General features: G+C 42.6%; 26 protein-coding genes, 1 rRNA gene and 3 pseudogenes. 10 read left to right on the top strand and 20 right to left on the bottom strand.

The window, feature by feature from the left end; all coding sequences use genetic code 11:
- Positions 1 to 6: 6 nt before the first annotated feature.
- A 5S ribosomal RNA gene (gene rrf, locus EAE92_RS19410) occupies positions 7 to 122 on the top strand.
- Between the two features lie 182 nt (positions 123 to 304).
- Here the strand turns inward: rrf and EAE92_RS19415 are convergent.
- On the bottom strand, positions 305 to 1273 hold the full coding sequence (locus EAE92_RS19415; protein WP_214069272.1) for an IS30 family transposase: 969 nt from the start codon (positions 1271 to 1273) through the stop codon (positions 305 to 307).
- A 25-nt stretch (positions 1274 to 1298) separates the two neighbouring features.
- Between EAE92_RS19415 and EAE92_RS25450 the strand changes: the two are divergent.
- Both EAE92_RS25450 and EAE92_RS25455 read left to right on the top strand, forming a co-directional pair.
- Positions 1299 to 1494: pseudogene (locus tag EAE92_RS25450) on the top strand (hypothetical protein); the annotation flags it as partial.
- Between the two features lie 46 nt (positions 1495 to 1540).
- A pseudogene (locus EAE92_RS25455) lies at positions 1541 to 1705 on the top strand (IS630 family transposase); the annotation flags it as partial.
- 166 nt (positions 1706 to 1871) lie between these two features.
- Here the strand turns inward: EAE92_RS25455 and EAE92_RS19425 are convergent.
- The 4 genes from EAE92_RS19425 to acs all read right to left on the bottom strand — a co-directional run bounded on the left by EAE92_RS19425 (position 1872) and on the right by acs (position 7585).
- A complete protein-coding gene (locus tag EAE92_RS19425; RefSeq protein WP_214069273.1) occupies positions 1872 to 3455 on the bottom strand; it encodes a phosphoethanolamine transferase family protein in 1584 nt (527 codons plus the stop codon).
- Positions 3456 to 3608: 153 nt separating this feature from the next.
- Positions 3609 to 5258: a cation/acetate symporter ActP gene (actP, locus tag EAE92_RS19430; protein ID WP_214069274.1), complete on the bottom strand. Its 1650-nt coding sequence runs from the start codon at positions 5256 to 5258 to the stop codon at positions 3609 to 3611.
- A complete protein-coding gene (locus EAE92_RS19435) occupies positions 5255 to 5566 on the bottom strand; it encodes a DUF485 domain-containing protein (protein ID WP_214069275.1) in 312 nt (103 codons plus the stop codon). Before EAE92_RS19435 ends, actP begins: the two co-directional genes overlap by 4 nt.
- 63 nt (positions 5567 to 5629) lie before the next feature.
- Positions 5630 to 7585, bottom strand: coding sequence for an acetate--CoA ligase (acs, locus tag EAE92_RS19440; protein ID WP_214069276.1), 1956 nt, complete (start codon positions 7583 to 7585; stop codon positions 5630 to 5632).
- Between the two features lie 373 nt (positions 7586 to 7958).
- Between acs and sodA the strand changes: the two genes are divergently transcribed.
- The 5 genes and pseudogenes from sodA to EAE92_RS19465 all read left to right on the top strand — a co-directional run bounded on the left by sodA (position 7959) and on the right by EAE92_RS19465 (position 10968).
- Positions 7959 to 8585: a superoxide dismutase [Mn] gene (gene sodA, locus EAE92_RS19445; protein ID WP_214069277.1), complete on the top strand. Its 627-nt coding sequence runs from the start codon at positions 7959 to 7961 to the stop codon at positions 8583 to 8585.
- Positions 8586 to 8703: 118 nt separating this feature from the next.
- Entirely contained in the window at positions 8704 to 9375 is a 672-nt protein-coding gene (gene yiiM / locus EAE92_RS19450; RefSeq protein WP_214069278.1) for a 6-hydroxyaminopurine reductase, read from the top strand.
- Between the two features lie 389 nt (positions 9376 to 9764).
- Positions 9765 to 9992: pseudogene (locus EAE92_RS25050) on the top strand (type II toxin-antitoxin system RelE/ParE family toxin).
- A gap of 192 nt (positions 9993 to 10184) precedes the next feature.
- On the top strand, positions 10185 to 10775 hold the full coding sequence (locus EAE92_RS19460; protein ID WP_214069279.1) for an RNA polymerase factor sigma-70: 591 nt from the start codon (positions 10185 to 10187) through the stop codon (positions 10773 to 10775).
- Positions 10768 to 10968, top strand: a complete 201-nt coding sequence (locus tag EAE92_RS19465; RefSeq protein WP_214069280.1) for an anti-sigma factor family protein — start codon at positions 10768 to 10770, stop codon at positions 10966 to 10968. The genes EAE92_RS19460 and EAE92_RS19465 overlap by 8 nt, the downstream gene beginning before the upstream one ends.
- A 10-nt stretch (positions 10969 to 10978) precedes the next feature.
- Here the strand turns inward: EAE92_RS19465 and EAE92_RS19470 are convergent, their stop codons facing one another.
- Genes EAE92_RS19470 through EAE92_RS19485 form a run of 4 tightly spaced genes read right to left on the bottom strand, consistent with a single transcriptional unit; the run spans position 10979 to position 13421 of the window.
- The gene (locus tag EAE92_RS19470) at positions 10979 to 11458 is read right to left on the bottom strand and encodes a DoxX family protein (protein WP_046396771.1); all 480 of its coding nucleotides are present in this window, start codon (positions 11456 to 11458) and stop codon (positions 10979 to 10981) included.
- Position 11459: 1 nt separating this feature from the next.
- Positions 11460 to 12209, bottom strand: a complete 750-nt coding sequence (locus EAE92_RS19475) for an HvfC/BufC N-terminal domain-containing protein (protein ID WP_046396770.1) — start codon at positions 12207 to 12209, stop codon at positions 11460 to 11462.
- Positions 12190 to 13101, bottom strand: coding sequence for an MNIO family bufferin maturase (gene bufB / locus EAE92_RS19480; protein ID WP_214069281.1), 912 nt, complete (start codon positions 13099 to 13101; stop codon positions 12190 to 12192). Before bufB ends, EAE92_RS19475 begins: the two co-directional genes overlap by 20 nt.
- A gap of 26 nt (positions 13102 to 13127) precedes the next feature.
- Positions 13128 to 13421 carry a BufA1 family periplasmic bufferin-type metallophore gene (locus tag EAE92_RS19485; RefSeq protein WP_036779464.1) on the bottom strand — a complete coding sequence of 98 codons (294 nt, stop codon included), beginning with the start codon at positions 13419 to 13421 and terminating at the stop codon, positions 13128 to 13130.
- A 249-nt stretch (positions 13422 to 13670) separates the two neighbouring features.
- Between EAE92_RS19485 and EAE92_RS19490 the strand changes: the two genes are divergently transcribed.
- The gene (locus tag EAE92_RS19490; protein ID WP_146111055.1) at positions 13671 to 13856 is read left to right on the top strand and encodes a hypothetical protein; all 186 of its coding nucleotides are present in this window, start codon (positions 13671 to 13673) and stop codon (positions 13854 to 13856) included.
- Positions 13857 to 14119: 263 nt separating this feature from the next.
- On the opposite strand, the gene trpS is transcribed toward EAE92_RS19490, so the two are convergent.
- The 11 genes from trpS to pilM form a co-directional block, all read right to left on the bottom strand.
- Positions 14120 to 15157 (bottom strand): tryptophan--tRNA ligase, encoded by a 1038-nt coding sequence (trpS, locus tag EAE92_RS19495; protein WP_214069282.1) that lies wholly within the window; start codon positions 15155 to 15157, stop codon positions 14120 to 14122.
- A 4-nt stretch (positions 15158 to 15161) separates the two neighbouring features.
- Entirely contained in the window at positions 15162 to 15866 is a 705-nt protein-coding gene (locus tag EAE92_RS19500) for a phosphoglycolate phosphatase (RefSeq protein WP_036812562.1), read from the bottom strand.
- Positions 15856 to 16536: a ribulose-phosphate 3-epimerase gene (gene rpe, locus EAE92_RS19505; protein WP_036779454.1), complete on the bottom strand. Its 681-nt coding sequence runs from the start codon at positions 16534 to 16536 to the stop codon at positions 15856 to 15858. Before rpe ends, EAE92_RS19500 begins: the two co-directional genes overlap by 11 nt.
- A gap of 60 nt (positions 16537 to 16596) precedes the next feature.
- Positions 16597 to 17409 (bottom strand): adenine-specific DNA-methyltransferase, encoded by an 813-nt coding sequence (gene dam / locus EAE92_RS19510; RefSeq protein WP_036779452.1) that lies wholly within the window; start codon positions 17407 to 17409, stop codon positions 16597 to 16599.
- Positions 17410 to 17492: 83 nt separating this feature from the next.
- Positions 17493 to 18428 carry an SPOR domain-containing protein gene (locus EAE92_RS19515; protein WP_214069283.1) on the bottom strand — a complete coding sequence of 312 codons (936 nt, stop codon included), beginning with the start codon at positions 18426 to 18428 and terminating at the stop codon, positions 17493 to 17495.
- 182 nt (positions 18429 to 18610) lie between these two features.
- Entirely contained in the window at positions 18611 to 19699 is a 1089-nt protein-coding gene (gene aroB / locus EAE92_RS19520) for a 3-dehydroquinate synthase (protein WP_214069284.1), read from the bottom strand.
- A gap of 47 nt (positions 19700 to 19746) precedes the next feature.
- Positions 19747 to 20268, bottom strand: a complete 522-nt coding sequence (gene aroK, locus EAE92_RS19525) for a shikimate kinase AroK (RefSeq protein ID WP_036779445.1) — start codon at positions 20266 to 20268, stop codon at positions 19747 to 19749.
- Positions 20269 to 20637: 369 nt separating this feature from the next.
- Positions 20638 to 21672: a type IV pilus secretin PilQ gene (gene pilQ / locus EAE92_RS19530; RefSeq protein ID WP_214069285.1), complete on the bottom strand. Its 1035-nt coding sequence runs from the start codon at positions 21670 to 21672 to the stop codon at positions 20638 to 20640.
- Positions 21665 to 22210, bottom strand: coding sequence for a hypothetical protein (locus tag EAE92_RS19535; protein ID WP_214069286.1), 546 nt, complete (start codon positions 22208 to 22210; stop codon positions 21665 to 21667). The genes pilQ and EAE92_RS19535 overlap by 8 nt, the downstream gene beginning before the upstream one ends.
- Entirely contained in the window at positions 22197 to 22751 is a 555-nt protein-coding gene (locus EAE92_RS19540) for a PilN domain-containing protein (protein WP_214069287.1), read from the bottom strand. The genes EAE92_RS19535 and EAE92_RS19540 overlap by 14 nt, the downstream gene beginning before the upstream one ends.
- The gene (pilM, locus tag EAE92_RS19545) at positions 22751 to 23581 is read right to left on the bottom strand and encodes a pilus assembly protein PilM (protein ID WP_214069288.1); all 831 of its coding nucleotides are present in this window, start codon (positions 23579 to 23581) and stop codon (positions 22751 to 22753) included. Before pilM ends, EAE92_RS19540 begins: the two co-directional genes overlap by 1 nt.
- 119 nt (positions 23582 to 23700) lie before the next feature.
- On the opposite strand from pilM, the gene mrcA reads away from it, so the two are divergent.
- Positions 23701 to 26229, top strand: a complete 2529-nt coding sequence (gene mrcA / locus EAE92_RS19550) for a peptidoglycan glycosyltransferase/peptidoglycan DD-transpeptidase MrcA (RefSeq protein ID WP_214069289.1) — start codon at positions 23701 to 23703, stop codon at positions 26227 to 26229.
- Positions 26230 to 26245: the final 16 nt, after the last annotated feature.

Genomic DNA, 26245 nt, shown 5'->3' on the forward strand with positions numbered 1-26245 from the left:
AATATGCCTGGCGGCGATAGCGCGGCGGTCCCACCTGACCCCATGCCGAACTCAGCAGTGAAACGCCGTAGCGCCGATGGTAGTGTGGGGTCTCCCCATGTGAGAGTAGGACACTGCCAGGCTTTAAATACAGTGGAAACCCTCAGCGCAAGCTGGGGGTTTTTGCGTATTGAGGTATGTCTCACTTTGTTTGCTTATATACCCATGCTTATTGAAACTGCGTGATTTCCCCCTAAATGAAGTTCATGGTATCAGTCATGAAAATATTCATTACCGGTAGATTTACATAATAAGTGCAACATCGTTAATCGGGAAGTAAACATGTTCGTATTCCCTTAAATAATTCATTCGGTGTTTTCCCACCCCGTGTTTTTCGGGGACGATGATTTAATCGGTTTACCACAAAATTTATCTCCTGATCAGAGACTTCATTAAAATTAGTTCCTTTGGGAAAGTATTGTCTGATTAATCTATTGATATTCTCATTTATCCCTCTTTCCCAAGGCGAGTAAGGGTGAGCAAAGTAAATTTGGGTTTCTAATTTTTTACTCATGATTTCATGATCTGCGAACTCCAAATCGTTATCGAATGTGATGGTCTTAACCCTTTGTTTTAACTGGCATAATACTTTCACTACCGCTTTTGCGACTTCTGATGCCCGCTTGCTATCAAGTTTAACAATTATGGTATACAGCGTTTTGCGCTCAACCAGAGTTAATAAAACACTTTTTTTGTCTTTCCCCATTATCGTGTCCCCTTCCCAGTCGCCAATACGTTCCTTTTTATCAACAACTTCCGGGCGAACATCAATACTAACCCGATTTTTAATTTTGCCTCTTCTTTCATAGCGACCATAGCGTTTGCGATAAGGTTTTCTGGCAATTCGCAGATGTTGCCATAAATCACCTCCCTCTATTTTATCTTGATAAATCAGCCTATAAATCGTCTCATGATGCAACGATATCCCTTTATGTCGCTTCAAATAATCAACCACTTGTTCAGGACTTAAATCTTTCCAAATTAACCGTTTTATCCATTTTTCGACTTCCGGCGTTATTTTCACGGCTTTCTTAGCAAAATGACGACGAGCTAATCCCTTCAAATGAGCCTGTTTAGGACAGTATGCCTGAGCTTCCTGATTTCTTTTCAACTCTCTACTGATGGTCGACGGATTTCGCTTAAGTGACTCAGCAATGAAAAGCTGTGAAAACCCCGCTGTTTTTAAACTGGAAATCTGGTACCTTTCTGTTTCGGTCAGTTGTGTATAGGCCATAGCGCATTCTCCTGTGGCGGGAAAGATGCCTACTATAGCAACTGACCGCCCTTCTGAAAAATTGCGCTTATTAGTCGAACCCGCCACCGATGAACAAAAAGCTGAACTTGAGCACCTCCATCACACCTGCCGTGATAAAAGAGAGTGTGATCGCTCAGGCCCTGCGTTTTCATGAAATGACCGTTAATCGTCATATCAGCGATTACCTTAATCACCGCAAACGGAGTCGGTTACCACCGGAGTGAGCTGGTGCAAGACTGGGCTTATGTGATGAATGAACAAGTCAGAAATAACCATTATTTCGCCTCGACGACCTTGTTCAGGCAGGCAATACATCGCTTTTTTACGGAAATATTACCGGAACTTGCCGGGAACCTGTCGTGTCGTATTAATGACGACTTCCAGGTTTTGAATCCTGCATCTTCAAGTTAAGCGGGTATATATTGTTGCTTGGTTACTACTTCTATGTGCATTCTCATGGCTAACTTAGCCATGATATCAATCATAAATACATTATTTAGGGCATAAGAAAACGTAAACCTATTTTCATTCAAGTCAGCCATGTATTGTATATGATACTTGGATATTGGAATCCAAATCATTTACCTAAAGCTTTGATATCTTTCTCATCAGAAAGCTCGCTATATTTCATCAGGTTTTTATTACCATCGATCACCATTAGCTCTTTCTGTGATTTGAAACAATTGCTTAATGGTGAACGGCAGTATTCTGGAAATTTATGATAAATACCTAGCCAATCACTGATAAGGTAATAATTATCTGAAGTTGAGAAAGGGGTATTTATTACACCAGTATGACGATATTTCTGATCGACATTATCGTTATACCAGATAAATAAGGGGATATTATAAGCCTCTTTTCGAGGATGACTAACTCCGTGGTGATAACGAATGTCACCGTTTTTATCTAAGCGTTGTAATCCATGATCTGAAAAATAGAGAATAGATGCTTTATGATCTGTGATTTTATTAATAATTTTCTCTATTAGCTGATCTGTATAAATTATTGAGCTGTCATAGCAATTATCATCTTCGTTTGATGAGAAAGATATCAGTTTTTTTTCGGGAAATCGGTTACAGGATGGCTCATGACTGCCGTAGATATGCATAATAATAAATTTTTTACCTTTCTGTTTTAGTGCATCATCTAGATAGGGTAGTAACTCTTCATCGTATCCAATATATTCATTCCATTTTTGACTTTCAGCCATATTAGCAATAACTGTGATTAGGCTATTGCTTTTACCTGATCTTCCTTGGTTACTTATCCAAGTTGTCCTAAAACCTGCATCTTTAGCTAAAGATATAATATTATCAGCATAATGAACCTTATTTCTAAGTTGATATAGTGTAATATTGGAAAGCGAAATAGGTAAGGATAATATAGTAACTGGCGCTGGAGAAATAGCTTGATTGAATATCAACATATTTCTCTGTATCGTGTCTAATGTTGGTGTTGTGGTTTTGTTATAACCGTACAGAGACATATGATCTCTTCTTGCTGATTCTCCTATCAGCAATATGTAAACATCAATATCTTTATCTTCTTTTATATAATTAAAATTCACTTTAACAGAAGAAATATTTTTAATTTGTTGATTTTCATATATTGCTTTTACCATTGATGATGAATTATAGAATGGTGTTCCCATTAAAAAGTGTTCTGATAGAATAATATCATCTGAATATTTCTTTCCTGAGATATAGTAGTTAACAGGCACTAACAAGCAGACAAAAATAAAAGCCCATAAACTGGATTTGAGTAATCTTTTGTCTATATTTTTTGATAGCCATATAATAGACAAAAAATATATTAACAACATGAAAATAAAGAAAAGCACATAGTATTTATTGTAGGACAACATACCTACGGCTTCATTGCTATTTGTATTAATAAAAGTATTGGCAATAGTTGAAGAAAAACTTATTTGATGTTCATTAAAGAAGAAAAAAGATGTGGATATATTAAGCGACCACAGTAGAGAAATAAGTAAAACCAATGGTTTAAGATATTTATAACAATAAAAAAAAGCGTTAACACTCACTAGCAAGAAACTCAGCAATATTATTTTTAACTTATACTCACCGGCCAAATCACTAGTGAAAATTACCGGTAGTAAAGAGAGAATCAAAATAATAATAATCGGCAATTTATTTCGCATATAGATTAATAGCTTAATTAATAAATTGAAATAAAAGAGTTAATCATTAACCTGAGATTAAAACAAGAGGTTAACTTGTGAAATAGCTCTGAATTCAGGTGGTTTCTAATGAAAATACCTCTCCCGAAGGAGAGGCTGGACATAAAAACGTAATTAATGTGTTTTTCCCTGTGCGATACCAAGTCCTGTTTGTGATCGAATAAACTGGATTCTAAATTGTTCTCTTTCCTGCATACCTTGTTGTGAATTATCGGTGATAGAAAATAGCCATGAACCAATAAAAGCGATAATCATTGAGAATAATGCTGGATATTCATAAGGATAGATTGGTTTCTCGTGACCGAGAATGCTGACCCAGATTGTTGGGCCGAGAATCATCAAAACTACCGCTGTAATTAATCCTAGCCAACCCCCGGCTAAGGCGCCACGGGTAGTGAGTTTACGCCAGTACATAGATAAAAGAATAATTGGGAAGTTACAGCTTGCCGCAATAGAAAATGCCAATCCAACCATGAAGGCTATATTCTGGTTTTCAAATAAAATACCTAATCCGATTGCGATAAACCCAAGTATCACAACTGTTATTTTTGATACTTTCAGTTCATCTCGTTCATTGGCTTTACCGCGTTTAATGGCGTTTGCATATAGGTCATGTGATACCGCTGATGCGCCAGCCAGCGTTAGCCCCGCAACAACAGCTAGAATTGTGGCAAAGGCGACAGCAGAGATGAAACCCAGGAACAAGTTGCCTCCAACCGCATTAGCGAGGTGAACGGCTGCCATGTTAGTCCCACCAATGAGCGCGCCGGTAGCATCTTTAAAGGAAGGATTTGGACTAACCAGTAAAATAGCACCGAAGCCGATGATAAAGGTTAGAATGTAAAAATAGCCAATAAAGCCAGTAGCATAGAAAACGCTTTTTCGTGCTTCTTTCGCATCACTTACAGTAAAGAAACGCATAATAATATGAGGTAAACCAGCAGTACCAAACATCAATGCCAGACCGAGAGAGAGTGCGGATATTGGGTCAGATACCAACCCTCCTGGACTCATGATGGCTTCACCTCTTGAGTGAACAGCAACAGCTTCTTTGAATAACGTATTGAAATTGAAGTTTACTGTTTTCATGACCATAAGCGCCATAAAGGTGGCGCCAGCTAGCAATAGAATAGCTTTGATAATTTGTACCCAGGTCGTTGCTAGCATACCGCCAAACAGAACATAAAGTACCATCAGGATGCCAACCAATACGACCGCTACATGGTAATTAAGCCCAAAAAGCAATTCGATAAGTTTACCTGCCCCAACCATCTGAGCGATAAGATAAAGGGCGACAACAAACAGAGAGCCAATTGCAGATAACGTACGGATTGGGCGTTGCTGTAACCGGTAAGAAGCGACATCGGCAAAAGTATAGCGTCCAAGGTTTCTCAATCTTTCGGCAATCAGAAATAGGATAATAGGCCAACCAATCAGGAAGCCGATAGAATAAATTAGTCCATCATAACCAGAGGTATAGACTAAAGCGGAAATACCAAGGAATGATGCTGCGGACATAAAATCTCCCGCAATTGCCATTCCATTTTGAAAACCTGTAATGCGTCCACCTGCCGTGTAGTAATCAGTACGGGAGCGTGTTTTTTTTGAGGCCCAGTAAGTGATATAGAGTGTAAAACCAACAAACAGGACAAACATGATAATAGCCTGAACGTTGACAGGTTGTCTTTCTCCGGTTTCAGAGATTGCATTAGCCCAGGTGAGATGAGGAAATAGCATTATTGCTAATAGCAGGAACTTTTTCATTTTTTTACCTCACTGAGAATTTGTGAGGTAAGGTGATCAAACTCGTTATTGGCTCTGATGACATATAAGCCGGTTAAGATGAATGAAATAATAATTAAACCAATACCAACCGGTATTCCACGGGTAATACTGGAGTCATTATAAAGGGGAGTACCTAGCCATTCGGGTGAAAATGCAATGAGAAAAATAAAACTGACATACAGAATTAATGTGATTATTGATAACAACCATGCAAAACGTCCTCGCTTTTCAACCAATTCTTTAAAACGAGGGTTATTTTCGATCCCTTGGTAAATATCGTCATTCATCGGAATATATCCTCTTATATTTATTATATTTTGATTACAGCCGCCTTACGGCGGCATGATCTGTTACGAAATTCTCATTGTTTGTTTTTCTTCCAACAATTTTTCTACTACGCCTGGATCTGCCAGTGTTGAAATGTCTCCTAGATTGCTGGTATCGCCGGAGGCTATTTTGCGCAGGATACGACGCATAATTTTTCCTGAACGAGTTTTTGGTAAGGAGTCTGTCCAGTGTAGGATATCTGGTGTAGCAATCGGGCCGATTTCTTTACGTACCCAATTACGGACTTCTGTATATAATTCTGGAGAGGGTTCTTCACCGTGATTTAAGGTGACATAAGCGTAAATTGCCTGCCCTTTAATGTTATGCGGGGTACCTACGACAGCAGCTTCTGCAATTTTAGGATGGGAGACCAAAGCAGATTCAATCTCAGCAGTACCTAGACGGTGGCCGGAAATATTCAACACATCATCAACACGGCCAGTTATCCAATAGTAGCCATCTTCATCACGGCGTGCGCCATCGCCACTGAAATACATTCCCTTAAAGGTGGAAAAATAGGTCTGTTCAAAGCGGTCATGATCGCCAAATAGTGAGCGTGCTTGTCCTGGCCAGGAATCGGTAATAACCAGGTTTCCTTCACAAACCCCTTCTAGTAGTTCACCAAGATTATCAACCAACGCGGGCTGAACACCAAAGAAAGGTAACGTTGCAGAACCTGCTTTTAGTTCGGTTGCGCCCGGTAGTGGTGTGATCATGAAGCCGCCAGTTTCTGTTTGCCACCAGGTATCGACAATCGGGCAATTGCTGTTACCAATTTTCTGGTAATACCATTCCCAGGCTTCCGGGTTAATTGGCTCGCCAACTGATCCCATAATCCGCAGAGAAGTACGTTTTGTTTCTTCAATAGCTTTGTCGCCTTCAGCCATCAGGGCACGAATTGCTGTGGGTGCTGTATACAGGATATTGACTTGATGTTTGTCAATAATCTGACTCAGACGGTTAACCGCAGGATAGTTTGGTACGCCTTCAAACATTAGAGTAATAGCGCCGCAGGAAAGGGGGCCGTAGAGCAGGTAACTATGCCCGGTAACCCATCCCACATCTGCTGTGCACCAATAGACTTCCCCCGGCTGATAGTCGAATACATATTTAAATGTTAGAGATGCATAGACAAGGTAACCTCCGGTGGTGTGCAGTACACCTTTAGGTTTACCGGTAGAGCCTGATGTATAGAGAATAAATAGCGGGTCTTCTGCATTCATCTCTTCGACTGGGCAATCAGCACTAGCGTCTGCTACCAACTCATGCCACCAAAGGTCACGGCCAGATTGCCAGTGACTAATATTTCCAGTACGTTTAAAAACGATCACATTGGATACATTGACAACGGCTGCATTATTTAATGCGTCATCAACATTCTTTTTCAGGGGAATGGTGCGTCCGGCTCTCAATCCTTCATCGGCGGTAATGACCAATTTTGTGTTTGAATCGATGATGCGCCCGGATACGGCGTCGGGAGAAAAACCTGCGAAAATAACAGAGTGAATAGCACCAATGCGGGCACATGCCAACATGGCAACCGCTGCTTCTGGCACCATCGGCATGTAAACAGCAACAACATCGCCTTTTTTAATACCTAGATTTTTTAATACATTGGCAAACTGACATACATCATGGTGTAGTTCACGATAGGTTATTGCTTTGGATTCTGTTGGATCATCACCTTCCCAGATAATGGCGGTTTGATCACCATGTTCTTTTAGATGACGATCGAGACAATTTGCGCTTAAGTTTAGTGTTCCATCTTCAAACCAACGGATATTGATATGTCCAGGATCAAAAGAGGTATTTTTTACCTTGGTGTAAGGCTTAATCCAGTCAATAATTTTGCCTTTCTCACCCCAGAACCTTTCGGGATCTTGCAACGATAATTGATAATCTTGTTGATATTGTTGTTTATTCATCAGGGCATGTTCTGCGATGGAGGCAGGAATAGGGTGCTTCATTATTTTGGTCATGTAATATTCTCCTTACGAATGTTAATATTATGTCAAATCAAAGTTAACTAAAGTGTAAAGAGAATTTTTGTTTTTTTTTTGCGCGGAAGATCACGCAATAAAAAGAATATTTTTCACGTAATCGTCATTTAGTGTGGCGGGTTTCTTTAGGTTTAATTGCTAACCAAAAATAGTAATTCAAAATCCTAATCCAATAATAATGTTAAATATAGATAAATTGACTGATAAGTAGCTGAAACACAGTCATATAATAAAACCATGATGAGAATATGGTATTGATAAACATTTCCAATAATATTTAATTAACTATAATGATCACGTTGTTCACAAGGTGTGGACTTTGAACCATTCTTATATGACTGGAGTACATGATATGAGCTATTCATTACCTTCTCTTCCTTATTCTTATGAAGCTCTGGAGCCTCATTTTGATAAGCAGACGATGGAAATTCACCATACCAAGCATCATCAGACTTACGTCAATAATACCAATAGTGCTTTGGAAGCTTTCCCAGAGCTAGCGGGACTGGATATTGATGATCTGATTCAGCAATTAGATAAAATACCTGCTGATAAGCGTACTTTTGTACGTAACAATGCTGGTGGACACGCTAACCATAGCTTGTTTTGGAAAGGTCTGAAATTAGGTACAACTCTGCAAGGTCCATTAAAAGACGCTATTGAACGTGATTTCGGTAGCATCGATTCTTTTAAAGAGAAATTTGAGCAGGCAGCGGCTACTCGTTTTGGTTCTGGTTGGGCTTGGCTAGTACTGAAAGATGATGGCAAGCTGGCGGTTGTATCGACTGCTAACCAAGATAGCCCATTAATGGGCGAAGCTATTTCTGGTGCATCTGGTTATCCGATTATTGGTCTGGATGTTTGGGAACATGCTTATTATTTACAGTACCAAAACCGTCGTCCTGACTATATTAAAGCATTCTGGAGCGTTGTTAACTGGGATGAAGCAGCAACACGTTATCAGGAAAAAGTGAAATAACTGGCTAAATAATTTCTCTTTTCTGCTATGCCGGCTGATATGACAGCCGGCATTTTTATTGGTTGAATGTTGGTTTATGATGGTGATGTCAGACTGATTTCAATAAGGAAAGTGAATTATGTATTGTCCGCAGGTATATACAGGTAAAATTGAAATATCAGGGAAACTTTCTGCTAGCGCGATTAATAAACGAATGGTTGATGGTAGCCTGAGTCTGACCTCTCTAGGATTGGAAGGTGATGAGCAGGCTGAACCCCGTATCCACGGTGGTCCTGATCGTGCACTTTGTCATTATCCTCGTGAACACTATGATTTCTGGAAACATCAATTTCCTGATCAAGAAGATTTTTTTATTGCTCCAGCGTTTGGTGAAAATATTTCCACAACGGGGTTGACTGAAGAAAATGTTTGTATTGGTGACATTTTCAGTTGGGGTGGGGCAATGATTCAGGTAACTCAGCCTCGTTCGCCTTGTTACAAACTTAACTGTCATTCTGGTATCAGCAATTTTTCTGCCATTATGCAGGAAAGTGGCCGTTGTGGCTGGCTTTATAGAATTATTTCCACAGGAAATGTCAGCCCAGATGAGCCTCTTGTTCTTGTTTCCCGTAATAGTGATGTTTTAATTAAGGAAGCGATAGCTATTGCTTTTAATATGCCATTTGACGAGGAGCAATATCGTCGACTGATGAGTGCCGCTGGTTTATCTGCTAGTTGGAGCCTGACTATGCAAAAGCGGGTGATGTTCGGAAAGATTGAGGATTTTAACCGTAGGTTATTCGGGAAATAATAAAATGTGCACGTGATGAACGTGCACATTTTAGATTGCTGATTTTTAACGTTGTTTTTATTCCTTTATTAACCTTGCGATTTAGTGCTTTTTATTGACTTTTCTAAGTCCGATTTATCAGGTTAAATCATATGGATTATCTTTTTTATACCATTTAAAAACAAATGGTTATATAAAATTCTACTTATTTAAATGTGTTATCTGAAAGTGATAAAACAGTAGTTAAGAAAAGCAGATAGATTTTTAGATTAGCCAGATTACAGCGAAAAAAGAATAAAAACATTTAACAATATTAAAACCATTAAATAAATGGAATTTGATTTTAATACTATTAGCATATCTATTATCCTTTTTGGTTTTAAACCTAAAATAAATCAAATATAGGAAAAATGAGAAAACTTAAGCATCAGTTTAATGAAAATGGAAAAGCCATTAGATTTGCAAAAATTGCTCGTTTAAACGGTAATCTGGCAGGTTGTTTTAAAATAAAGTTACGCACATCTGGTTTTCGGTTGATTTATCAAGTGATTGATGAAGAAATCGTGATATAGGTTATTGTTGTTGGTAAATACGAGGATGAGAAAGCCTATGATACTGAGCGTAAACGAATTCAATGAGGTTGAACAAAAAAGCAGGCGTATCTGGGGAAAAGGCTTTTTCTCTGCTGTACAAAAAACAGATTTAATTTAAAATTACGTTTGTTCCCCAAACAGCTCCTAAGTCATGTGAGTGAATTTAAGCGATTCCACCAAAATAGTGTTTCGTAATACCCGGTTATTCCGAACAATCCTGTTGAGATAGAAACCACGATGTCCGATATCAGTAATCTGCTGCGGGATCCGCAGTTTTTTTCCATGCTGCATAAACAGATGTTGCAGTTTGCCAGCTTACAGTTGAATGATTTTCATCAGGCGGAAGATGTTGTCCAAGAGGCGCTGGAAGGGGCAATGAAGAATGCCGATTCTTTTGCCGGACGAGCCGCCTGGAAGAGTTGGGTGTTTACGATCCTGCGCAACAAAATCTCGGACGCTTTGCGTATGCGTTATCGGCACAGCAACGTGCAATTGACTGATGATGTTGATGAGCAAAATTTCGAAGCGCTGTTTGATGAGTCTGGTCACTGGCCGCGAAATGAGCATCCACAGCGCTGGCATTTACCGGATGAAGCGGTCGAGCAGGAGCAGTTCTGGACGGTTTTCGAGCTTTGTTTGACGCAGTTGCCAACGCAAAATGCGCGGGCATTTATGATGCGCGAATTTATTGGCCTTGAAACTCAGGAGATCTGTCAGGAAATGGCGCTTTCTGTCAGCAACCTGAATGTGATGCTCTGGCGTGCGCGTATGCGTTTACGCGAATGTTTGTCACAACGTTGGTTTTCCCAGGAGGGTAAATATGCTTAGTTGTTATCAAGCTACGCGCCTGATGTCTCAGGCGCTGGATGAAAAAATCGTGCTTTCCCAACATATTCAGCTAATGCTGCATTTGCGAATATGCAGCGGGTGCCGAAACGTCAGACAACAGCTTGCCGATCTGCGCACTATCACTTCCGCATTCTCTCGTGGCGAAAACGAGAATCAAAATAAAGTAACGTAGGGAAGGGGAATCAGGTACGATGGCGGTAAATCAGGCGATCAAGCGAAAACTTCCCACCGCCATACGTCACCAGATACAACTGAGCTGTCAGCCAGGTAGCGTGAACAGGCCAGGCATCCGGATAAACAAATATCTGAATCACCAGTGTCATCACCATTAATGCTAGCGCGGAGAAGCGTGTCGCTAATCCGACAATCAGCAGCAGCGGAAACAAGTGTTCTGCGGTTGCGGCCATGACGGCAGCAACATCGGGTGGTAGCAGAGGAAGTTTGTACTCGTTGGTAAAGAGCGACACGGAGCTGTCGGTAACGCGCGGGATACCTAATTGCCAGGGTGTGCGTGTTTCCAGAATATCTATGTTTAATCCCACCACTTTGCTTTGGCCTGACAGCCAGAATGTTGCGGCAAGGCTAATGCGCGCCAGAAGTGGGATAACACTTTCCTGCGCAATGTGTTGCCCTTTTAACACTAATGTTTTGAGTAATGCCATCTTAGCGCTCCGTGTTGCTATATAGAGAAAGGATCAGTTCGTAGTGCTGCATGCGTTGTAAAACCGGCTGAGGCTCAAAATTTGCATCCTCCCGAGCGGCAATCTCCAGGGCTTCGGTAAGACGCCGACCAGACTGGAGCATAGCAACAAATTGCATTTCCGCATGGTTGAGCAACATTATTCGCACGTCGTCGGCAACGCGGCACAGTAGCATATGTTCCGGCTGGAATGGGTCCAGCGCCATCTCGTTTTCACTTTGTTGGTGTGAGGCCCACAGGCTGAAGACGGCATAATCTGAACTGAAAAGCCGTACCGAAGGATGGAGCATCATCCGCAACTGTGTGGGATCGTCAACGGGGAGCGCTTCTGTTGTCTGTTCTATAGGGTCCGCTGCGTGCAGCGATTCAATAAACAACATTTCCAGCCGGGTGAGATCACTCAGCCAGGGCCAGTCTGCCAACGGCTGAAACGTTGCAATCCAGTCCGGCAATTGTGCGCCATAGCCTGCTAAAACAGGAGAAGAAGGCGGTTGTTGACGTATAAACTCCGCAGCCATCGCACGGAAAAAGCTTTCTCCGAGCTGGTCGACAAGGACGGGGCAGTTTTCGGCCAGTGCGTCGATCAGCGACGTTATGACATTATTACGATAAACCGCAAAACGTACCGCTGGATCGCTACCGTTCCAAGCTGTCAGCCCTTCTGGCACCATGAGGTCAGGGTTAAGGAGGGCTTTATACAGTTGTTGTTGCATTTTTCGTGCTCTCCGTAATGTAACGTTGGGCATGACCGGCTTCGTCCAGCAACACGTCTAATGGTGGAATATTGCTGTCCCATTCGATCAGGGTGGCGATCGGCCCCGTTTCACACAGGGTCTTGTTATAGAGATCCCAGACTGGTCCGGTCACATGACTGTCGTGTGAATCAATCAGCAGCAGATCGTTTGCTCCATCGCGACTTTCCGTATAGCCCGCCAGATGAATCTCACCGACACGGTGAAGTGGCAGCTCGAATAGCATCTTCTGTGGGCAGCGATTATGGTTGACGCCACTGATATAGAGATTGTTCACGTCTAGCAGTAGTCCGCATCCGGTGCGGCGTATCACCTCGGAGATAAAGTCAGTCTCGCTCATGGTTGAGGCACTGAACTCAATGTAGGTGGACGGGTTTTCCAACAGAATGGGGCGACGCAGCGCATTCTGTACCTGATCGATGTGTTCGCAGACTCGCGTCAGCGTGACGTCGGTGTAAGGCAGAGGCAGTAGATCATTGAGAAATAGATCATTATGCGTCGACCAGGCAAGGTGTTCAGAAAAAATGGCAGGTTGGTAGCGTTCAACCAGCGCGGCAACACGTTGTAAATGGGTCTGATTCAGAGGATTTTCTCCGCCGATGGAGAGGCCCACGCCATGAATAGAGAGCGGATAATCCTGGCGAATGGCGGTCAGTGCCTGGTGAAACGGACCACCCGCAACCAGATAATTTTCCGCGTGAATTTCAAAAAAACCAATGTCGGGTTTATCGCGCAGGATAGCGCGAAAATGCTCCGGCTTTAACCCAATCCCTGTTCTGGCCGGGAGCTTATTTAGCATGAGGCAGTCAGGAGCATCACGAGAGACGCTGTGTGAGGGTAAAGAAATTGTCATCGTATAGCTCCTGCCTGATGTTGGAATTACACTTCTTTAAACGCGTCCAGTTGACCAAAACCGGTCGGGGAGGTCGGAGACTTCATTTTTACGCAGGAGCCCGCGGGTACCATTTTCCAGGCGTTACCTTGATAATCCTTTTTTGAGGTACCAGCACAGGTGGTGCCTGCACCTGCTTTACAGTCGTTTTTCCCTTTCAGAGAAACGCCATAGCATTTCTCCATTTTGCTACCGGAATCCGCCATTGCTGAAGTACCTACCGTAATCAGCGCGCTACCTAAGGCCAGAGCCAGTAATGCTTTTGTAGTTTGTTTAGTCATAGAACGTTCCTTTTATATTGGTGTAGAAGGTGAATTACTGCTTCGCTTAAACGAGCATTTGCTTCACTCCATTAGTCGCACCACACATTAATTTCTTACAGTGAATATGAGAAAAAAATGATTTTTTTATAGTTAACTGATTTTTAATGACTTATTTTTTTGAATTAGATATCGATCTGTACAATAAATAGGCTTATTTTGGGATGTTTTCCGTATGTTCATCGTAGTAGGCGTGAAAGCGGGGTGGTTGTGGTCGTCATAGTACATCTGTATCAAGATGCCAAAAAACTTCCGATTAAACCTAATAAAAAGCAGGTGTTAAAAGTGGTAAAAACAACGGTCAAAACCTTATACCGATTAAAACTAGAAGGTAAAACAACGGCCTTTAATAATGGTTTAAAATATGCCCGTCATAAAACTATTAATGGAAAATGAACCGTTTTAATAATATTTTCAACCGCGGAATAAACTTTTTGATAAACCAGTTAAATAATCGAATATGAAAAATCGGAATACCTTAAATAGGTCAGTTTAAGCTTGCTTTACGCTGTTTTTAATCTGTTTAATCGTATTGCTTTTCTGTCAGATTAAACTATCAGACTTTTCACCATTGATGATGTAAAAATACGCCTCGTTTTTTAAATAGGTTTTTCTGTGGCTTGAAATGTGCACGTAGTGAACGTGCACATTTTATCGATTTAAGGATGGGCAATAAAGCCAACAGCTTCATACACTTTATCTAGCGTAGTCTGAGCGCGGGCTTTTGCCTTCGCTGCACCTTCCGCCATGATTTTATTCAGAAGGACTTCATCGTTACGGAAATGATGGAAACGCTCTTGTAACTCAGTCAACATACCGGAAACGGCATCAGCAACAGCACTTTTTAAATGACCATACATTTGGCCTTCAAATTCTGCTTCTAGTTCAGGAATAGTTTTGCCAGTAACACCCGCGAGGATATCTAATAAGTTGGAAACCCCCGGCTTTTGTTCCAGATCGTAGCGAACACGGGGAGGCTCTTCTGAATCTGTGACGGCGCGTTTTATCTTTTTAGCGGCTGATTTTGGATCTTCCAACAAAGCGATAACGTTGTTGCGATTATCATCTGACTTGGACATTTTCTTTTCTGGGTCTTGAAGAGCCATAACACGGGCGCCACCGGTTGGGATAAACGGTTCTGGTATAGCGAAGATATCGCCATAGATGGCATTAAATCGTTGAGCGATATCACGGCTCAATTCAAGATGCTGTTTCTGATCGATACCTACTGGAACTTGGTTTGTTTGGTATACCAAGATATCCGCAGCCATCAGTACTGGATAGTCAAACAAGCCTGCATTGATATTTTCGGCATGACGAGCTGATTTGTCTTTAAACTGGGTCATACGGCTGAGTTCACCGAAATAGGTATAGCAGTTCAGAACCCAGCTTAATTGGGCGTGTTGTGGGACATGAGATTGGACAAAAATAGTACTTTTCTCCGGGTCGATGCCACAAGCTAGGTAGAGCGCTAGTGTATCCAGAGTGCGTTTTCTCAACTCTTTTGGGTCCTGGCGGACCGTGATTGCATGTTGGTCAACAATGCAATAGATGCAGTCATAATCATCTTGCATTTTAACCCACTGGCGTAACGCTCCCATGTAGTTACCGATGGTTAATTCACCGGAAGGTTGTGCGCCGCTGAATACAATAGGTTTTTGGGAGTTTAGTGTTTCAGATACAGTGGGTTCATTCATTTTATTATGCTTCCTGAAGTTTCAAAGATGGGAGTCCAATTGTGGATAGCAGATCCGAAAAATCCGTTAGTATGCAATCTGGATTGCTTAATGCAATAGATTCACCGTAGTTATATCCATAAGTTAAACCAACACAAGGGCAGCCAGCCGCTTGTGCCGCCAAAATATCATTACGGGAATCACCGACAAAGAGCAGTTCTTCCTTACGCAGTCCGAATGTGCCCATTGTTAAATAAATAGGTGCCGGATGTGGCTTTTTCTCTTTAACATCATCACCACCTAACACTAATGAGAAATATTCACTGATGCCTAAAGAAGCCAGCAGAGGAGCAATGAAAGGTGTTGGTTTATTGGTGATGATACCCATTGGTAAGTTGTGTTTTGCCAGTTCAGCCAATGTAACTTTGACTTCCGGGAATAACTGACTGCCTGTTGTTACAGTTGTTTCATAGAAACGGTCAAACAACTCACGGGTTTCTTTATGCAGTTGAGCGGTCAATTTGACGTTGGCCCATGTCAACGCCCGTTCCACCATAATATCTGCGCCATTACCTACCCAGGCAGCAACCCGCTCTTTTCCCGCAGCAGGGAGATCTTTGGCTAGCAGCGCTTGATCCAATGCATCAGCCAAACCACCGGCACTGTCTACCAGTGTGCCGTCCAGATCAAAAGCGATAGCACGAATACCTGTTAATACCTTACTTGCCATGAGATACCTTTGACAATTCACTACGCATATTATCAATAACAGTTTTGTAATCTGGTTGACTGAAAATGGCTGAGCCAGCAACAAACATATCTGCCCCCGCGGTTGCTGCCGCGGCAATATTGCTAGCTTTAATACCACCGTCTACCTCAAGACGGATATCATAACCGCTTTCATCAATGATTTTACGAACCTGACGCAATTTCTCTAGTGTTCCAGGGATGAAAGATTGGCCACCGAAACCGGGATTTACCGACATCAATAGAATGATATCCAGTTTATCCAAGACATAATCAAGATAACTCAATGGAGTTGCAGGATTGAATACCAAGCCAGCTTTACAACCATGTTCTTTGATGAGTTGTAAACTGCGGTCAATATGCTCACTGGTTTCTGGGTGGAAGGTAATGTAAGTCGCCCCTGCTTTGGCAAAATCAGGGATGATGCGGTCAACCGGTTTTACCATCAAATGGACATCGATTGGCGCAGTGATGCCATAATCCCGCAGAGCCTGGCAGACCATAGGCCCGATAGTCAGGTTAGGGACATAATGGTTGTCCATAACATCAAAGTGAACAACATCTGCCCCGGCTGCCAGCACCTTAGCGGTATCTTCACCCAGTCGCGCAAAATTTGCAGATAAAATGGATGGGGCAATCAGAAAATCTTTCATTATCTTCTCCAAATCGTTTCTATCATCCCTTAATTGCCAGGCAAAAGGGGAGTGGATAAATCAGCGATATAATGCCAAAAGTTCGTCTACCTTACTGCGGGCAAGGATATTCCTGCTGATAGTACGACGTGCTTTGACAATATGAAGTGAAGCTTGATAGTACCATTTTCGTGTCATTGGCGTATCGTGGTTGGATATTAAAACAGGAATTGCACGTTCTGATGATAACTTAAATGCAATATTTGCCAGATTTTCCTGATCTGCAATGTTAAAACTATTAGTGTGATACGCCGTAAAGTTCGCTGTTGCTGACAAAGGCGCATAAGGTGGATCGCAATAGATAACCGAGCCTTTATGTGCTTCGTTCAACGTGTGTTGGTAGTGCTCACAGATAAAAGTCGCATTTTTGGCTTTTTCAGCAAACCAGTGTAGTTCTTCTTCAGGAAAGTAGGGCTTTTTATAACGGCCAAAAGGTACGTTAAATTTACCATGAGAATTATAACGACAGAGGCCGTTGTAACAATGGCGATTGAGATAAAGGAATAACACGCTGCGATAGAACGGGTCAGTGCTTTGGTTAAATTGCTCCCGTAACTGATAAAAGTGTTCGGCTGTATTGTATTCTTGGGTAAACAGAGGGCGTGTGTGGACGATAAACTCATTAGCCCTGAGTTTTACTGTGTTGTACAGGTTAATCAGGTCACTGTTGATATCAGCGAGGATATAAGAATCGTAGTCTGTGTTCAAAAAGACAGAACCTGCGCCAACAAATGGCTCTATCAGACAACTACCGGCTGGCAGATGACGTTTGATGTCATCTACCAACGGGTATTTTCCACCGGCCCATTTTAAGAAAGCGCGTTTTTTTTTCATGCTGTCAATAAGTACTCAATCGTTCCAGAGCCGCAGATTGTACTCTGTTTAGGACAGCATATCAGCGCCTAATAAATATTGTTTTATTTTCTTAGGTCTTGTTGCACTTGCTGCATCGTTCTGACCCAAGGTTTTTTCGCCTGAATCTCGGCCGGTAGAGATGAAACAGCCCGTTTAGCTTCAGAAACGGAACGGTAATCACCATGAATTAAAACAAACCAAACTTTTCCATTACGTTTAGTTTCATAAACTTTGTAATGAGTAAGATTATACTTTTTAGCAAAAGCGGTCAGTGTATCTGAGCGGCTGGCACTACTTAATTGTAAAGTGTAGTGGTTTGCCGGGGTTTTCGATAAATCACTACTGGTGCCGCTGACCTCATGGTTTTTACTGCTAGCATGATTTGTCGATGGTTTTGATTTAGCCGGTGTTTCTGATTTCAGTGGACGGATATTTTCCGATTTCTGCTGTATCACTGGCGGCGGTGTTACTGTCTGTTGTTGGGCCTGATTCAGATTTTGCACTGCATGATTTATATTACTTTGTTGTTGAGTCAGTGCATCAGGAATATTTCCTGGTAATTCAATGCGCTGATTTTGGGTTTCGCCATTGTTGGTTTGAGGTTGATGAGGTTGAGTTGCAGCACCACTAACAGGAGGAACATGGATTTCCTGTGGCCTGTTAATTGTATTTGTGGTGTTACTCTCTGATGTTATGGATTGATTGTTATCGTTGTTGGACGATGAACCGGATAAGTCAATATTCTTCTCGGCAACATTTGGCGATTGCTGTTTTTCATGTTCAGTTGGGGCTTTTAAAGCAGAACTGATAGCAATAATCAGTAGTACCAGCACTAAAATTCCAATGCCGAGCATCATTTGCTGACGTGAAATCGCAAATTTAGGTTTGTTTAATGGCTGACGCGAGCGTGAAGGACGGCGATCTGAGGTATCTGGCCTAAACTCACTGTCTACTCTTTGAGCCGCTCTTTGTTCATTTTCTGATTTGAATTCGTCCATATAGCCCTCCAAACAGAGCCAATACTGCCAATTGCAATTGAAGCCAGTCCGGCCGGCTGACTTAACTAAGATAGAAATTTGTCTGATAGAATTGTTATTTTATGACACAACAATCAGATGTATGCAAAAAAACATTTAATTTAATGCCATAAGCATACAACTTACTTAAAATTTACACATTTTCATGGTAAGCACTGACGAATAGCGTCAATAACACAATTGTGTTCAATATCTGAGCGGAGATCAGCTTTACCTATTTTTGTTGGAAGAACCAGCCGTAATTTACCTGCTATAACTTTCTTATCTCGCATCATATGTGGGAGATAGGCTTCTGGCGGCATGTTTTGTGGCCCGTGTACAGGCAGATTTGCCCGTTCCAACAATCGGATAATGCGTTGAGTATCCTGTTCGGAGAAGTTATCAGCAAGTTGAGCTGTTCTTGCTGCCATGACCATTCCTGCGGCAACTGCTTCTCCATGTAACCAGACACCATATCCCATTTCTGTTTCGATGGCGTGACCAAAGGTGTGACCAAGGTTCAACAGGGCACGCAAGCCACTCAATTCTTTCTCATCTGCTGCGACAACTTCAGCTTTCAATTCGCAGCAACGACGGATGCAGTAAGCCATTGCTTGGGTATCGAGAGCCAGGAGTTTACCCATATTATCTTCAAGCCAGCTAAAAAATGCGCTGTCGAGAATGATACCGTACTTAATGACCTCAGCCAGACCGGAAGAGAGTTCGCGGGCTGGAAGCGTTTGCAGGCAGTTGAGATCGACCATTACAGAGGCGGGTTGATAGAATGCGCCTATCATATTCTTGCCAAGAGGATGGTTTACTGCGGTTTTTCCTCCGACAGAGGAATCAACTTGAGCAAGAAGGGTGGTAGGCATTTGAATAAAACGGACGCCACGTTGATAACAGGCAGCGGCAAAACCAGTTAAATCACCGATTACGCCGCCACCGAGAGCGATAAGTGTTGTGTCCCGGCTGTGGTTATTTTCCAGCAAAGCAGAAAATACGTCATTTAATACGGAAAGAGATTTGTACTGTTCACCATCAGGGAGAATCACTTCATCTACCCGAATCCCGGCTTGCTGCAAGGCGGCTTTTACTTTTGCCAAATACAGCGGAGCTAGGGTTTGATTCGTTACCAGCATAACCTGCTGGCCTGCTTTTAGTGGTGCAAAAGCAGAAGGATCGTCAAATAACCCTTTTGCAATGGTAATTGGGTAACTACGTTCCCCTAAAGTGACAGTGATCTTTTCCATAAGCAGCCTTCGCCTTAATTATTTATCGCTGTACAGACTTGCTTGAATCAGTTCTTTTCCAGTAACTCAATGATTTGGTTAGCGACAACTTTAGCGCTCTGTTCATCGGTACGGATAGTGACGTCAGCAATTTCCTCATATAGAGGGTTACGTTCGCTTGCTAAATTTTCTAAAACTTCGCGTGCTGGTGCATCGACTTGAAGTAAGGGGCGTTTTTTATCGCGCTGGGTGCGTGCTAACTGTTTTTCAATGGTGGTTTCCAAGTAGACCACGACACCACGGGCAGACAGACGATTACGGGTTTCTCTGGATTTCACAGAACCTCCGCCAGTCGCCAGTACAATGCCTTGTTTTTCAGTGAGTTCGTTAATCACTTTTTCTTCGCGCTCGCGGAAGCCTTCTTCGCCTTCCACGTCGAATACCCAGCCCACGTCAGCTCCGGTACGTCGCTCAATTTCTTGATCGGAGTCATAAAACTCCATATTGAGTTGCTGAGCTAACTGACGACCAATAGTGCTTTTGCCGGCACCCATAGGCCCAACCAGAAAGATATTACGTTTCTCTGCCATGTTTTTGGTATTACTAAGACTATTCGTTAATGATAACCCGCCCCGCTAATCAAATCAGCAGCGGGACCTAAACTGAAACCTCATGAGCGGTAATGTGAGATCAGATAACAAAATTATCTCAGTACATCAGCCAGTTTTGCAACTATATAAATCAATGATGAGCTTTTTGTAACGAAAGCTCTGGTTTCATTGGCTGATTATTGTGATGTTAAACCCGACCACTCAATTAGCTAACTCTTGTATGCTAAATCGGACTCAGCGTCAAATCTATAAACAAGATTAGTTGGAAAAATCTGCGTATCATCATACAGAATAGTTAAGTTTTTTATGTCCAACTCACTGATATAATGGTTATATTTTTATTTTTGATCAAATGTCCATCAGTTGAGGCGTAATAAATATGACTAACTCTCGTCGGCTGTGTTTATGGCCCTTTTGGTTAAATAGTGAACCGAACAATGGAATGTCTGATAGATAAGGTACCTTTTGGGTTTGCTCGCCTTTTTTCTGTTGAAAAATTCCACCGAGAATAAGTGTTTCACCATTCTTTACAGTAACTTGAGTTATTATTTCCTGTTTGTCGATGGTTAAATTCTCACCGCCTCCTTGACTTATTGAAATCCCTGGCATGTTTTGGCTGATTTTCAGAGAGAGTCTGATTTTATTTTTTCTCAGTATATGGGGGGTAACTTCCATTCCTAGTACGGCTTCTTTAAATTGCACGGTACTTTTCTCTTTTTCTTGGCTGACGTAGGGAATATCAGAGCCTTGCTTGATGCTGGCTAGCTGTTGATGTGAGGCGGTTAGTCTTGGACTAGCGATAATATCTAGTTGGTTTTCTTGTTCTAAGGCACTGAGTTCCATTTCCAGCAAACTGGTGTGAATGCGGGCAATATTGAACGCGAATCGATGCATGTTATCGCTGGCTGCTTGGTTGATATTGAGGCGGTTTATACCCGTTGTTGTGTTAATCTGTTCTCCTATCGGCATGCCCCAGTAAATGCCGAGTTCATGTAGTGCTTCCCTGCTGCTGGTCACGATATGTGCCGTAATTTGCACTTGCTGTTGTGGTGTATCTATCTCTTTCAGCCAGCTTTTTATCTGTGCGATTGCGATAGGGGTATCCTGTAAAATCAGACTATTAGTTTCAGGATCAAAATCAACTTTGCCCTCTTTTGTTATCAGTGCGGGTCTATTTTGCTTGAGATTCAGAGCAATTCTTTCTGCGTCTGCATAGTGTAATACGGTTGAGAGGGACTGAATTTCGGTCTCATTGACTGATTGATCAAATAACTCAACCGATTGCTCTTCTGTCTCTATCATCGGGGGAGCAAAAGGATTTCTTATTTCTGCAACAACAATAGCGGGCAGAAAAAGGATCAACAGAATAAATTTTTTAGTCATAAAACTCCTCATGTGAGGTTTCTGACAGAGTGATTTTGACGTTTAGGGATTCACCTGATGGCGAAATGGAAAGCTGTTTAATCAGCAGCGGTGGATGTAACGTTTGTAACGCTTCAAGAAAACTCAACATCTGTTCGTAGTTCAAATAAATTGTGATTTGCCAGAGCGTTTTTTCCCCTTCTTTTTTACGTTGCCACTCAAGAACTTGTGCGCCAGAATTTATCAATGGCTGTTGCAGTTGTTTTATTGCGGTAATTTTTACCGCATTTTGTCGCGGCTTACTGAGTTCATTTTCTATTTGGTTGATATGTTGTTGTATATCTTCCAATAGCGGTAGCTGATTTAGTCGTTCATTGGTTGCTTTTGTATTGATTTGTTGAGCTGCTATTTTTTCTGTCAGGCTACTTCTTTGTTCAGCGCTTTCTTGCCAGAAGAAAAGATAAAACAGAATCAGAAATGACATAATGATAGCTTGCTGCCAGAGGAAGAGCAGCCAGGTTGGTTTGGCAAACCACCATAGGTAGTCACTTTTTATCATTGGCTATCTCCGTCTGCCAGTTAGCGTCAATAATAAATTGTCTGATTTGTTGTTCGGTGGTGGTCATCTTTTTTAGTTGAATTTCAGACAATTGCCCGTTGTTTTCGAGATTATCCAGTAGAGATGTCATACTGGAGTAATCCAGACTATTAGCAACCAGTTTTAATTGACCAGCCTGATCATCGAAAGCAGTCAGCCAACTTCCATCCGGTAATAATGCAGGTAATTCATTAAATAATCGCCAATGTTGTTGGTTCTGTTTCAGCCACGTTTGTTGTTGTTTTAATTTATAGGTCAGTTTGTTGTGAAGATTAACCGCCTCCTCTGTCTGAACTATCTGTTGTTGCAAATGTAATTGTTGCTGGCTGAGTTGTTGTAATTGCCTTTGGTACTGATTAATCGTTTCCTGTTGTTTTAATAACATCCAGACGAGCACTGTCAGCCACAACATCAGTTGCAATAGGAGAAAAATCGCCCACCAACGATAACGATGTCTTAGCCGGGTTTGTCGCCAAGGCAGAAAATTAACCTGATGCATCATTACTTATCATCCGGCCTGAGTGCTAAACCACCGGCTATCACATATTCCATCAGTTGAATTGGCAGTGGTGGTTGATAGTGACGAAATGCTGTCAACATATCCCAAGAGTAAGTTCCTTCAGGTGGGGCTTCTTGTTGGTAGCTACTGTAGTAAACAGGCTGTTCAGCCATAGATGAGGCGGATAACTGGCGGATAATCTGCTGTGGAGAAGTAGCCGTATTTGCTGATACCAGATCATAAGCGAAGGGGGCATTGGCAGGAGATACCCATAGCCAACCAGATTGTTGCCTGTGTAACAACCAACTATCAGCGGGGACGCCGGCGTATTGCGCTATATAGCGTAGGGCACAGGGAGCAATATCAATGGCGTCTGGAAATATTCCTGCTTGTGCAAGACATTGTAGCCAGAGGTTGAGGTCTTTCTGGCGAGCGGCGCTGATGTAGGCGTTTTGTTCAATAATACGGTAATCCAGCGCCAGTTCTCGGGTGTTAAAGGGAAATTGTTTCTCGGCGCTGGCATTGATAAACCAGCCTTGTTCCGGCTCTTTAAGATTGATCTCTGGAGGTAAAGTCAGACTCCTCTGCAATGTTTGTTGTACAGGTAGGGCGAGTCTGAAACTGACTTTTTTAGGTAATTCTTGGCGCCATTGATTTAAAATATCACATAATATTTCTGGCCGTTGTAAACGGCCCTCTGGCATAACCGCATCAGATAAAAGATATTGCCAGCAGTGGCGAAGCTGCCAGCCATCTCGGCGTTTTATAGCTGCGACGGCGCGAAGGGCGCCATTTTGGATGTCTAATCCGACATACCATTTTGGTGAATACATCTATCGATCTCCATATCAGTAATTTTAATAAAAGACCATATTCAAGGTGCTGTGTAACCTTTATACTACGCGCCGATTGTTTATAAACCACCCGACTAACGTGGCATGGGAAATTTCAGGTGAAGTTCGTAAAGTATTTTCTAGTCTTTGTCGTAAGTTGCATTTTTCTGGGAACGGCCTCGATTTTTGGTATGTACAAATATATCGAGCCTCAGTTACCTGATGTGGCGACATTAAAGGATGTTCGATTACAGACACCAATGCAGGTGTTCAGTGCGGATGGCGAGCTTATTGCCCAATATGGTGAAAAACGCCGTATGCCTCTTGAGCTGTCCGAAATTCCACCAATTATGGTGAAAGCGTTCATTGCAACGGAGGACAGCCGTTTTTATGAGCATCATGGGGTTGACCCTGTAGGTATCATCCGGGCAGCGTCTGTAGCGATGAGTTCAGGCCATGCGTCACAAGGGGCGAGCACCATTACTCAGCAACTGGCGAGAAATTTCTTTCTCACTCCAGAGAAGACGTTGATGCGTAAAATCAAGGAAGTTTTTCTGGCCATCAGGATTGAGCAATTGCTGAATAAGGATGAGATCCTCGAACTCTATCTCAATAAAATTTACCTTGGTTACCGGGCTTATGGTGTCGGGGCGGCGGCTCAAGTCTATTTTGGTAAGAGTGTCAAAGAGTTGACATTGAGTGAAATAGCCACGATTGCCGGTTTGCCAAAGGCGCCTTCTACGTTTAACCCGCTTTATTCGTATAGTCGGGCGATTAACCGTCGGAATGTGGTTCTGAGTCGTATGCTTAATGAGGGCTATATTACTCAGCCGCAATATAATCAAGCCAGAAGTGAAAAGTTGGTCGCTAATTACCATGCGCCCCAGATTGCTTTCTCCGCGCCCTATTTGTCCGAGATGGTGCGTCAGGAGATGATTGAGCGTTATGGTGAGAATGCTTATACCGACGGTTATAAAGTTTACACTACGATTACCCGTAAACTTCAGTTGGCTGCCGTGGATGCGGTTCGTAATAACCTCATTGATTATGATGTGCGTCATGGTTACCGTGGAGCACAGGAAGTATTGTGGAAAGTGGGCGAACCTGCTTGGGATCGGGAACAGATTGTCAAGAAGCTTAAGACCTTGGCAAATTATGGGTCATTAATGCCGGCTGTGGTGACTAAAGCCGGTAGTGATCAGGCGATAGTGATGTTGCCTGATGGCAGTAGTGCGGAATTGCCAATGGCGGGTGTCCGTTGGGCCAGAAAGTTCAGATCTGATAGTGCGCAGGGTGCGGTTCCTCGTAGTGTGAATGAAGTGGTTCGGGTTGGTGAACAGGTTTGGGTTCGGAAAGTAAAGGATATTTGGTGGTTGGCGCAAGTGCCGGAAGTTAACGCGGCTTTGGTCTCTATTGATCCCAATGATGGTGCTGTGAAGGCGCTGGTGGGCGGGTTTGATTTTAACTTGAGTAAATTTAACCGCGTCACTCAGTCGTTACGTCAGATTGGTTCCAATATCAAACCATTTCTCTATACCGCGGCGATGGATAAAGGGCTGACATTGGCTTCATTGCTGAATGACTTACCCATTAGCCGTTGGGATGCTGGAGCCGGTACTGACTGGCGTCCGAAAAACTCACCACCGACTTATGTTGGGCCGATCCGTTTGCGTCAGGGATTAGGGCAATCGAAGAACGTCGTGATGGTTCGGGCAATGCGAGCAATGGGAGTCGATTATGCCGCTGATTACCTGCAACGGTTTGGCTTTCCGGCACAAAATATAGTACGTACAGAATCTCTGGCTTTGGGATCGCCATCATTCACACCAATGCAAATGGTACGTGGCTATTCGGTCATGTCCAATGGCGGCTATCTGATCGATCCTTACTTTATTACTAAGATTGAAAACGAAGATGGCGATATTCTATTTGAGGCTAAACCTAAAATTGCATGTCCGCAGTGCGATATTCCAGTAATTTATGGGGATACGGCACGTTCAATCGAACTTTCTGAAAACTCGATTGAGAATGTTGCTCAATCTCATGTCAGCCAGCAAGAGATATTGCCGTTACCTGAATTGGAAAAAGCCCCGGTAATTGATAGCCATGAAAAGGCGCCAAAATATGCTCCTCATGTTATCAGTACTCAGTTGGCATTTTTGATCCATGATGCTTTGAATAGCAATATTTTTGGCGAGCCGGGTTGGTCTGGTACGGGTTGGCGTGCTTCACGGGATCTGAAACGTCGTGATATCGGCGGCAAAACTGGAACAACTAACAGCTCAAAAGATGCCTGGTTTTCAGGTTATGGGCCGGATATTGTCACCACGGTTTGGATTGGCTTTGATGACCACCGTAGAAGCCTTGGTCGTACCGCGGCCGGAGGCGGTGAAGCGGGTGCTAAGAGTGCGCAGCCAATTTGGGATGACTTTATGAAAATCGCGCTGGAAGGGGTTCCTGAAAAAGAAGTCACACCTCCTCCGGGGGTTGTTTCTGTCGTGATAGATCGTAAGACAGGTAAACTTGCTGGCGGAGGCGGGGATACCCGTAGTGAATACTTCATTGACGGAACTCAACCTACAGAGAGTGCGGTGCAAGAAGTTGGCACAACTTTAATTGAGAATGGTGAAAGCCAAGAATTATTCTGAGGATAAGACACAGGCA

Origin of the sequence: Photorhabdus hainanensis (genome assembly GCF_018448965.1) — a bacterium.
Lineage (GTDB): Bacteria > Pseudomonadota > Gammaproteobacteria > Enterobacterales > Enterobacteriaceae > Photorhabdus > Photorhabdus akhurstii.

What these genes read in the sequence shown, in the direction of transcription:
- EAE92_RS19415 (WP_214069272.1), bottom strand. Translation starts at nt 1,273, where the DNA reads ATGGCCTATACACAACTGACCGAAACAGAAAGGTACCAGATTTCCAGT.
- EAE92_RS19425 (WP_214069273.1), bottom strand. Translation starts at nt 3,455, where the DNA reads ATGCGAAATAAATTGCCGATTATTATTATTTTGATTCTCTCTTTACTA.
- actP (WP_214069274.1), bottom strand. Translation starts at nt 5,258, where the DNA reads ATGAAAAAGTTCCTGCTATTAGCAATAATGCTATTTCCTCATCTCACC.
- EAE92_RS19435 (WP_214069275.1), bottom strand. Translation starts at nt 5,566, where the DNA reads ATGAATGACGATATTTACCAAGGGATCGAAAATAACCCTCGTTTTAAA.
- acs (WP_214069276.1), bottom strand. Translation starts at nt 7,585, where the DNA reads ATGACCAAAATAATGAAGCACCCTATTCCTGCCTCCATCGCAGAACAT.
- sodA (WP_214069277.1), top strand. Translation starts at nt 7,959, where the DNA reads ATGAGCTATTCATTACCTTCTCTTCCTTATTCTTATGAAGCTCTGGAG.
- yiiM (WP_214069278.1), top strand. Translation starts at nt 8,704, where the DNA reads ATGTATTGTCCGCAGGTATATACAGGTAAAATTGAAATATCAGGGAAA.
- EAE92_RS19460 (WP_214069279.1), top strand. Translation starts at nt 10,185, where the DNA reads ATGTCCGATATCAGTAATCTGCTGCGGGATCCGCAGTTTTTTTCCATG.
- EAE92_RS19465 (WP_214069280.1), top strand. Translation starts at nt 10,768, where the DNA reads ATGCTTAGTTGTTATCAAGCTACGCGCCTGATGTCTCAGGCGCTGGAT.
- EAE92_RS19470 (WP_046396771.1), bottom strand. Translation starts at nt 11,458, where the DNA reads ATGGCATTACTCAAAACATTAGTGTTAAAAGGGCAACACATTGCGCAG.
- EAE92_RS19475 (WP_046396770.1), bottom strand. Translation starts at nt 12,209, where the DNA reads ATGCAACAACAACTGTATAAAGCCCTCCTTAACCCTGACCTCATGGTG.
- bufB (WP_214069281.1), bottom strand. Translation starts at nt 13,101, where the DNA reads ATGACAATTTCTTTACCCTCACACAGCGTCTCTCGTGATGCTCCTGAC.
- EAE92_RS19485 (WP_036779464.1), bottom strand. Translation starts at nt 13,421, where the DNA reads ATGACTAAACAAACTACAAAAGCATTACTGGCTCTGGCCTTAGGTAGC.
- trpS (WP_214069282.1), bottom strand. Translation starts at nt 15,157, where the DNA reads ATGAATGAACCCACTGTATCTGAAACACTAAACTCCCAAAAACCTATT.
- EAE92_RS19500 (WP_036812562.1), bottom strand. Translation starts at nt 15,866, where the DNA reads ATGGCAAGTAAGGTATTAACAGGTATTCGTGCTATCGCTTTTGATCTG.
- rpe (WP_036779454.1), bottom strand. Translation starts at nt 16,536, where the DNA reads ATGAAAGATTTTCTGATTGCCCCATCCATTTTATCTGCAAATTTTGCG.
- dam (WP_036779452.1), bottom strand. Translation starts at nt 17,409, where the DNA reads ATGAAAAAAAAACGCGCTTTCTTAAAATGGGCCGGTGGAAAATACCCG.
- EAE92_RS19515 (WP_214069283.1), bottom strand. Translation starts at nt 18,428, where the DNA reads ATGGACGAATTCAAATCAGAAAATGAACAAAGAGCGGCTCAAAGAGTA.
- aroB (WP_214069284.1), bottom strand. Translation starts at nt 19,699, where the DNA reads ATGGAAAAGATCACTGTCACTTTAGGGGAACGTAGTTACCCAATTACC.
- aroK (WP_036779445.1), bottom strand. Translation starts at nt 20,268, where the DNA reads ATGGCAGAGAAACGTAATATCTTTCTGGTTGGGCCTATGGGTGCCGGC.
- pilQ (WP_214069285.1), bottom strand. Translation starts at nt 21,672, where the DNA reads ATGACTAAAAAATTTATTCTGTTGATCCTTTTTCTGCCCGCTATTGTT.
- EAE92_RS19535 (WP_214069286.1), bottom strand. Translation starts at nt 22,210, where the DNA reads ATGATAAAAAGTGACTACCTATGGTGGTTTGCCAAACCAACCTGGCTG.
- EAE92_RS19540 (WP_214069287.1), bottom strand. Translation starts at nt 22,751, where the DNA reads ATGATGCATCAGGTTAATTTTCTGCCTTGGCGACAAACCCGGCTAAGA.
- pilM (WP_214069288.1), bottom strand. Translation starts at nt 23,581, where the DNA reads ATGTATTCACCAAAATGGTATGTCGGATTAGACATCCAAAATGGCGCC.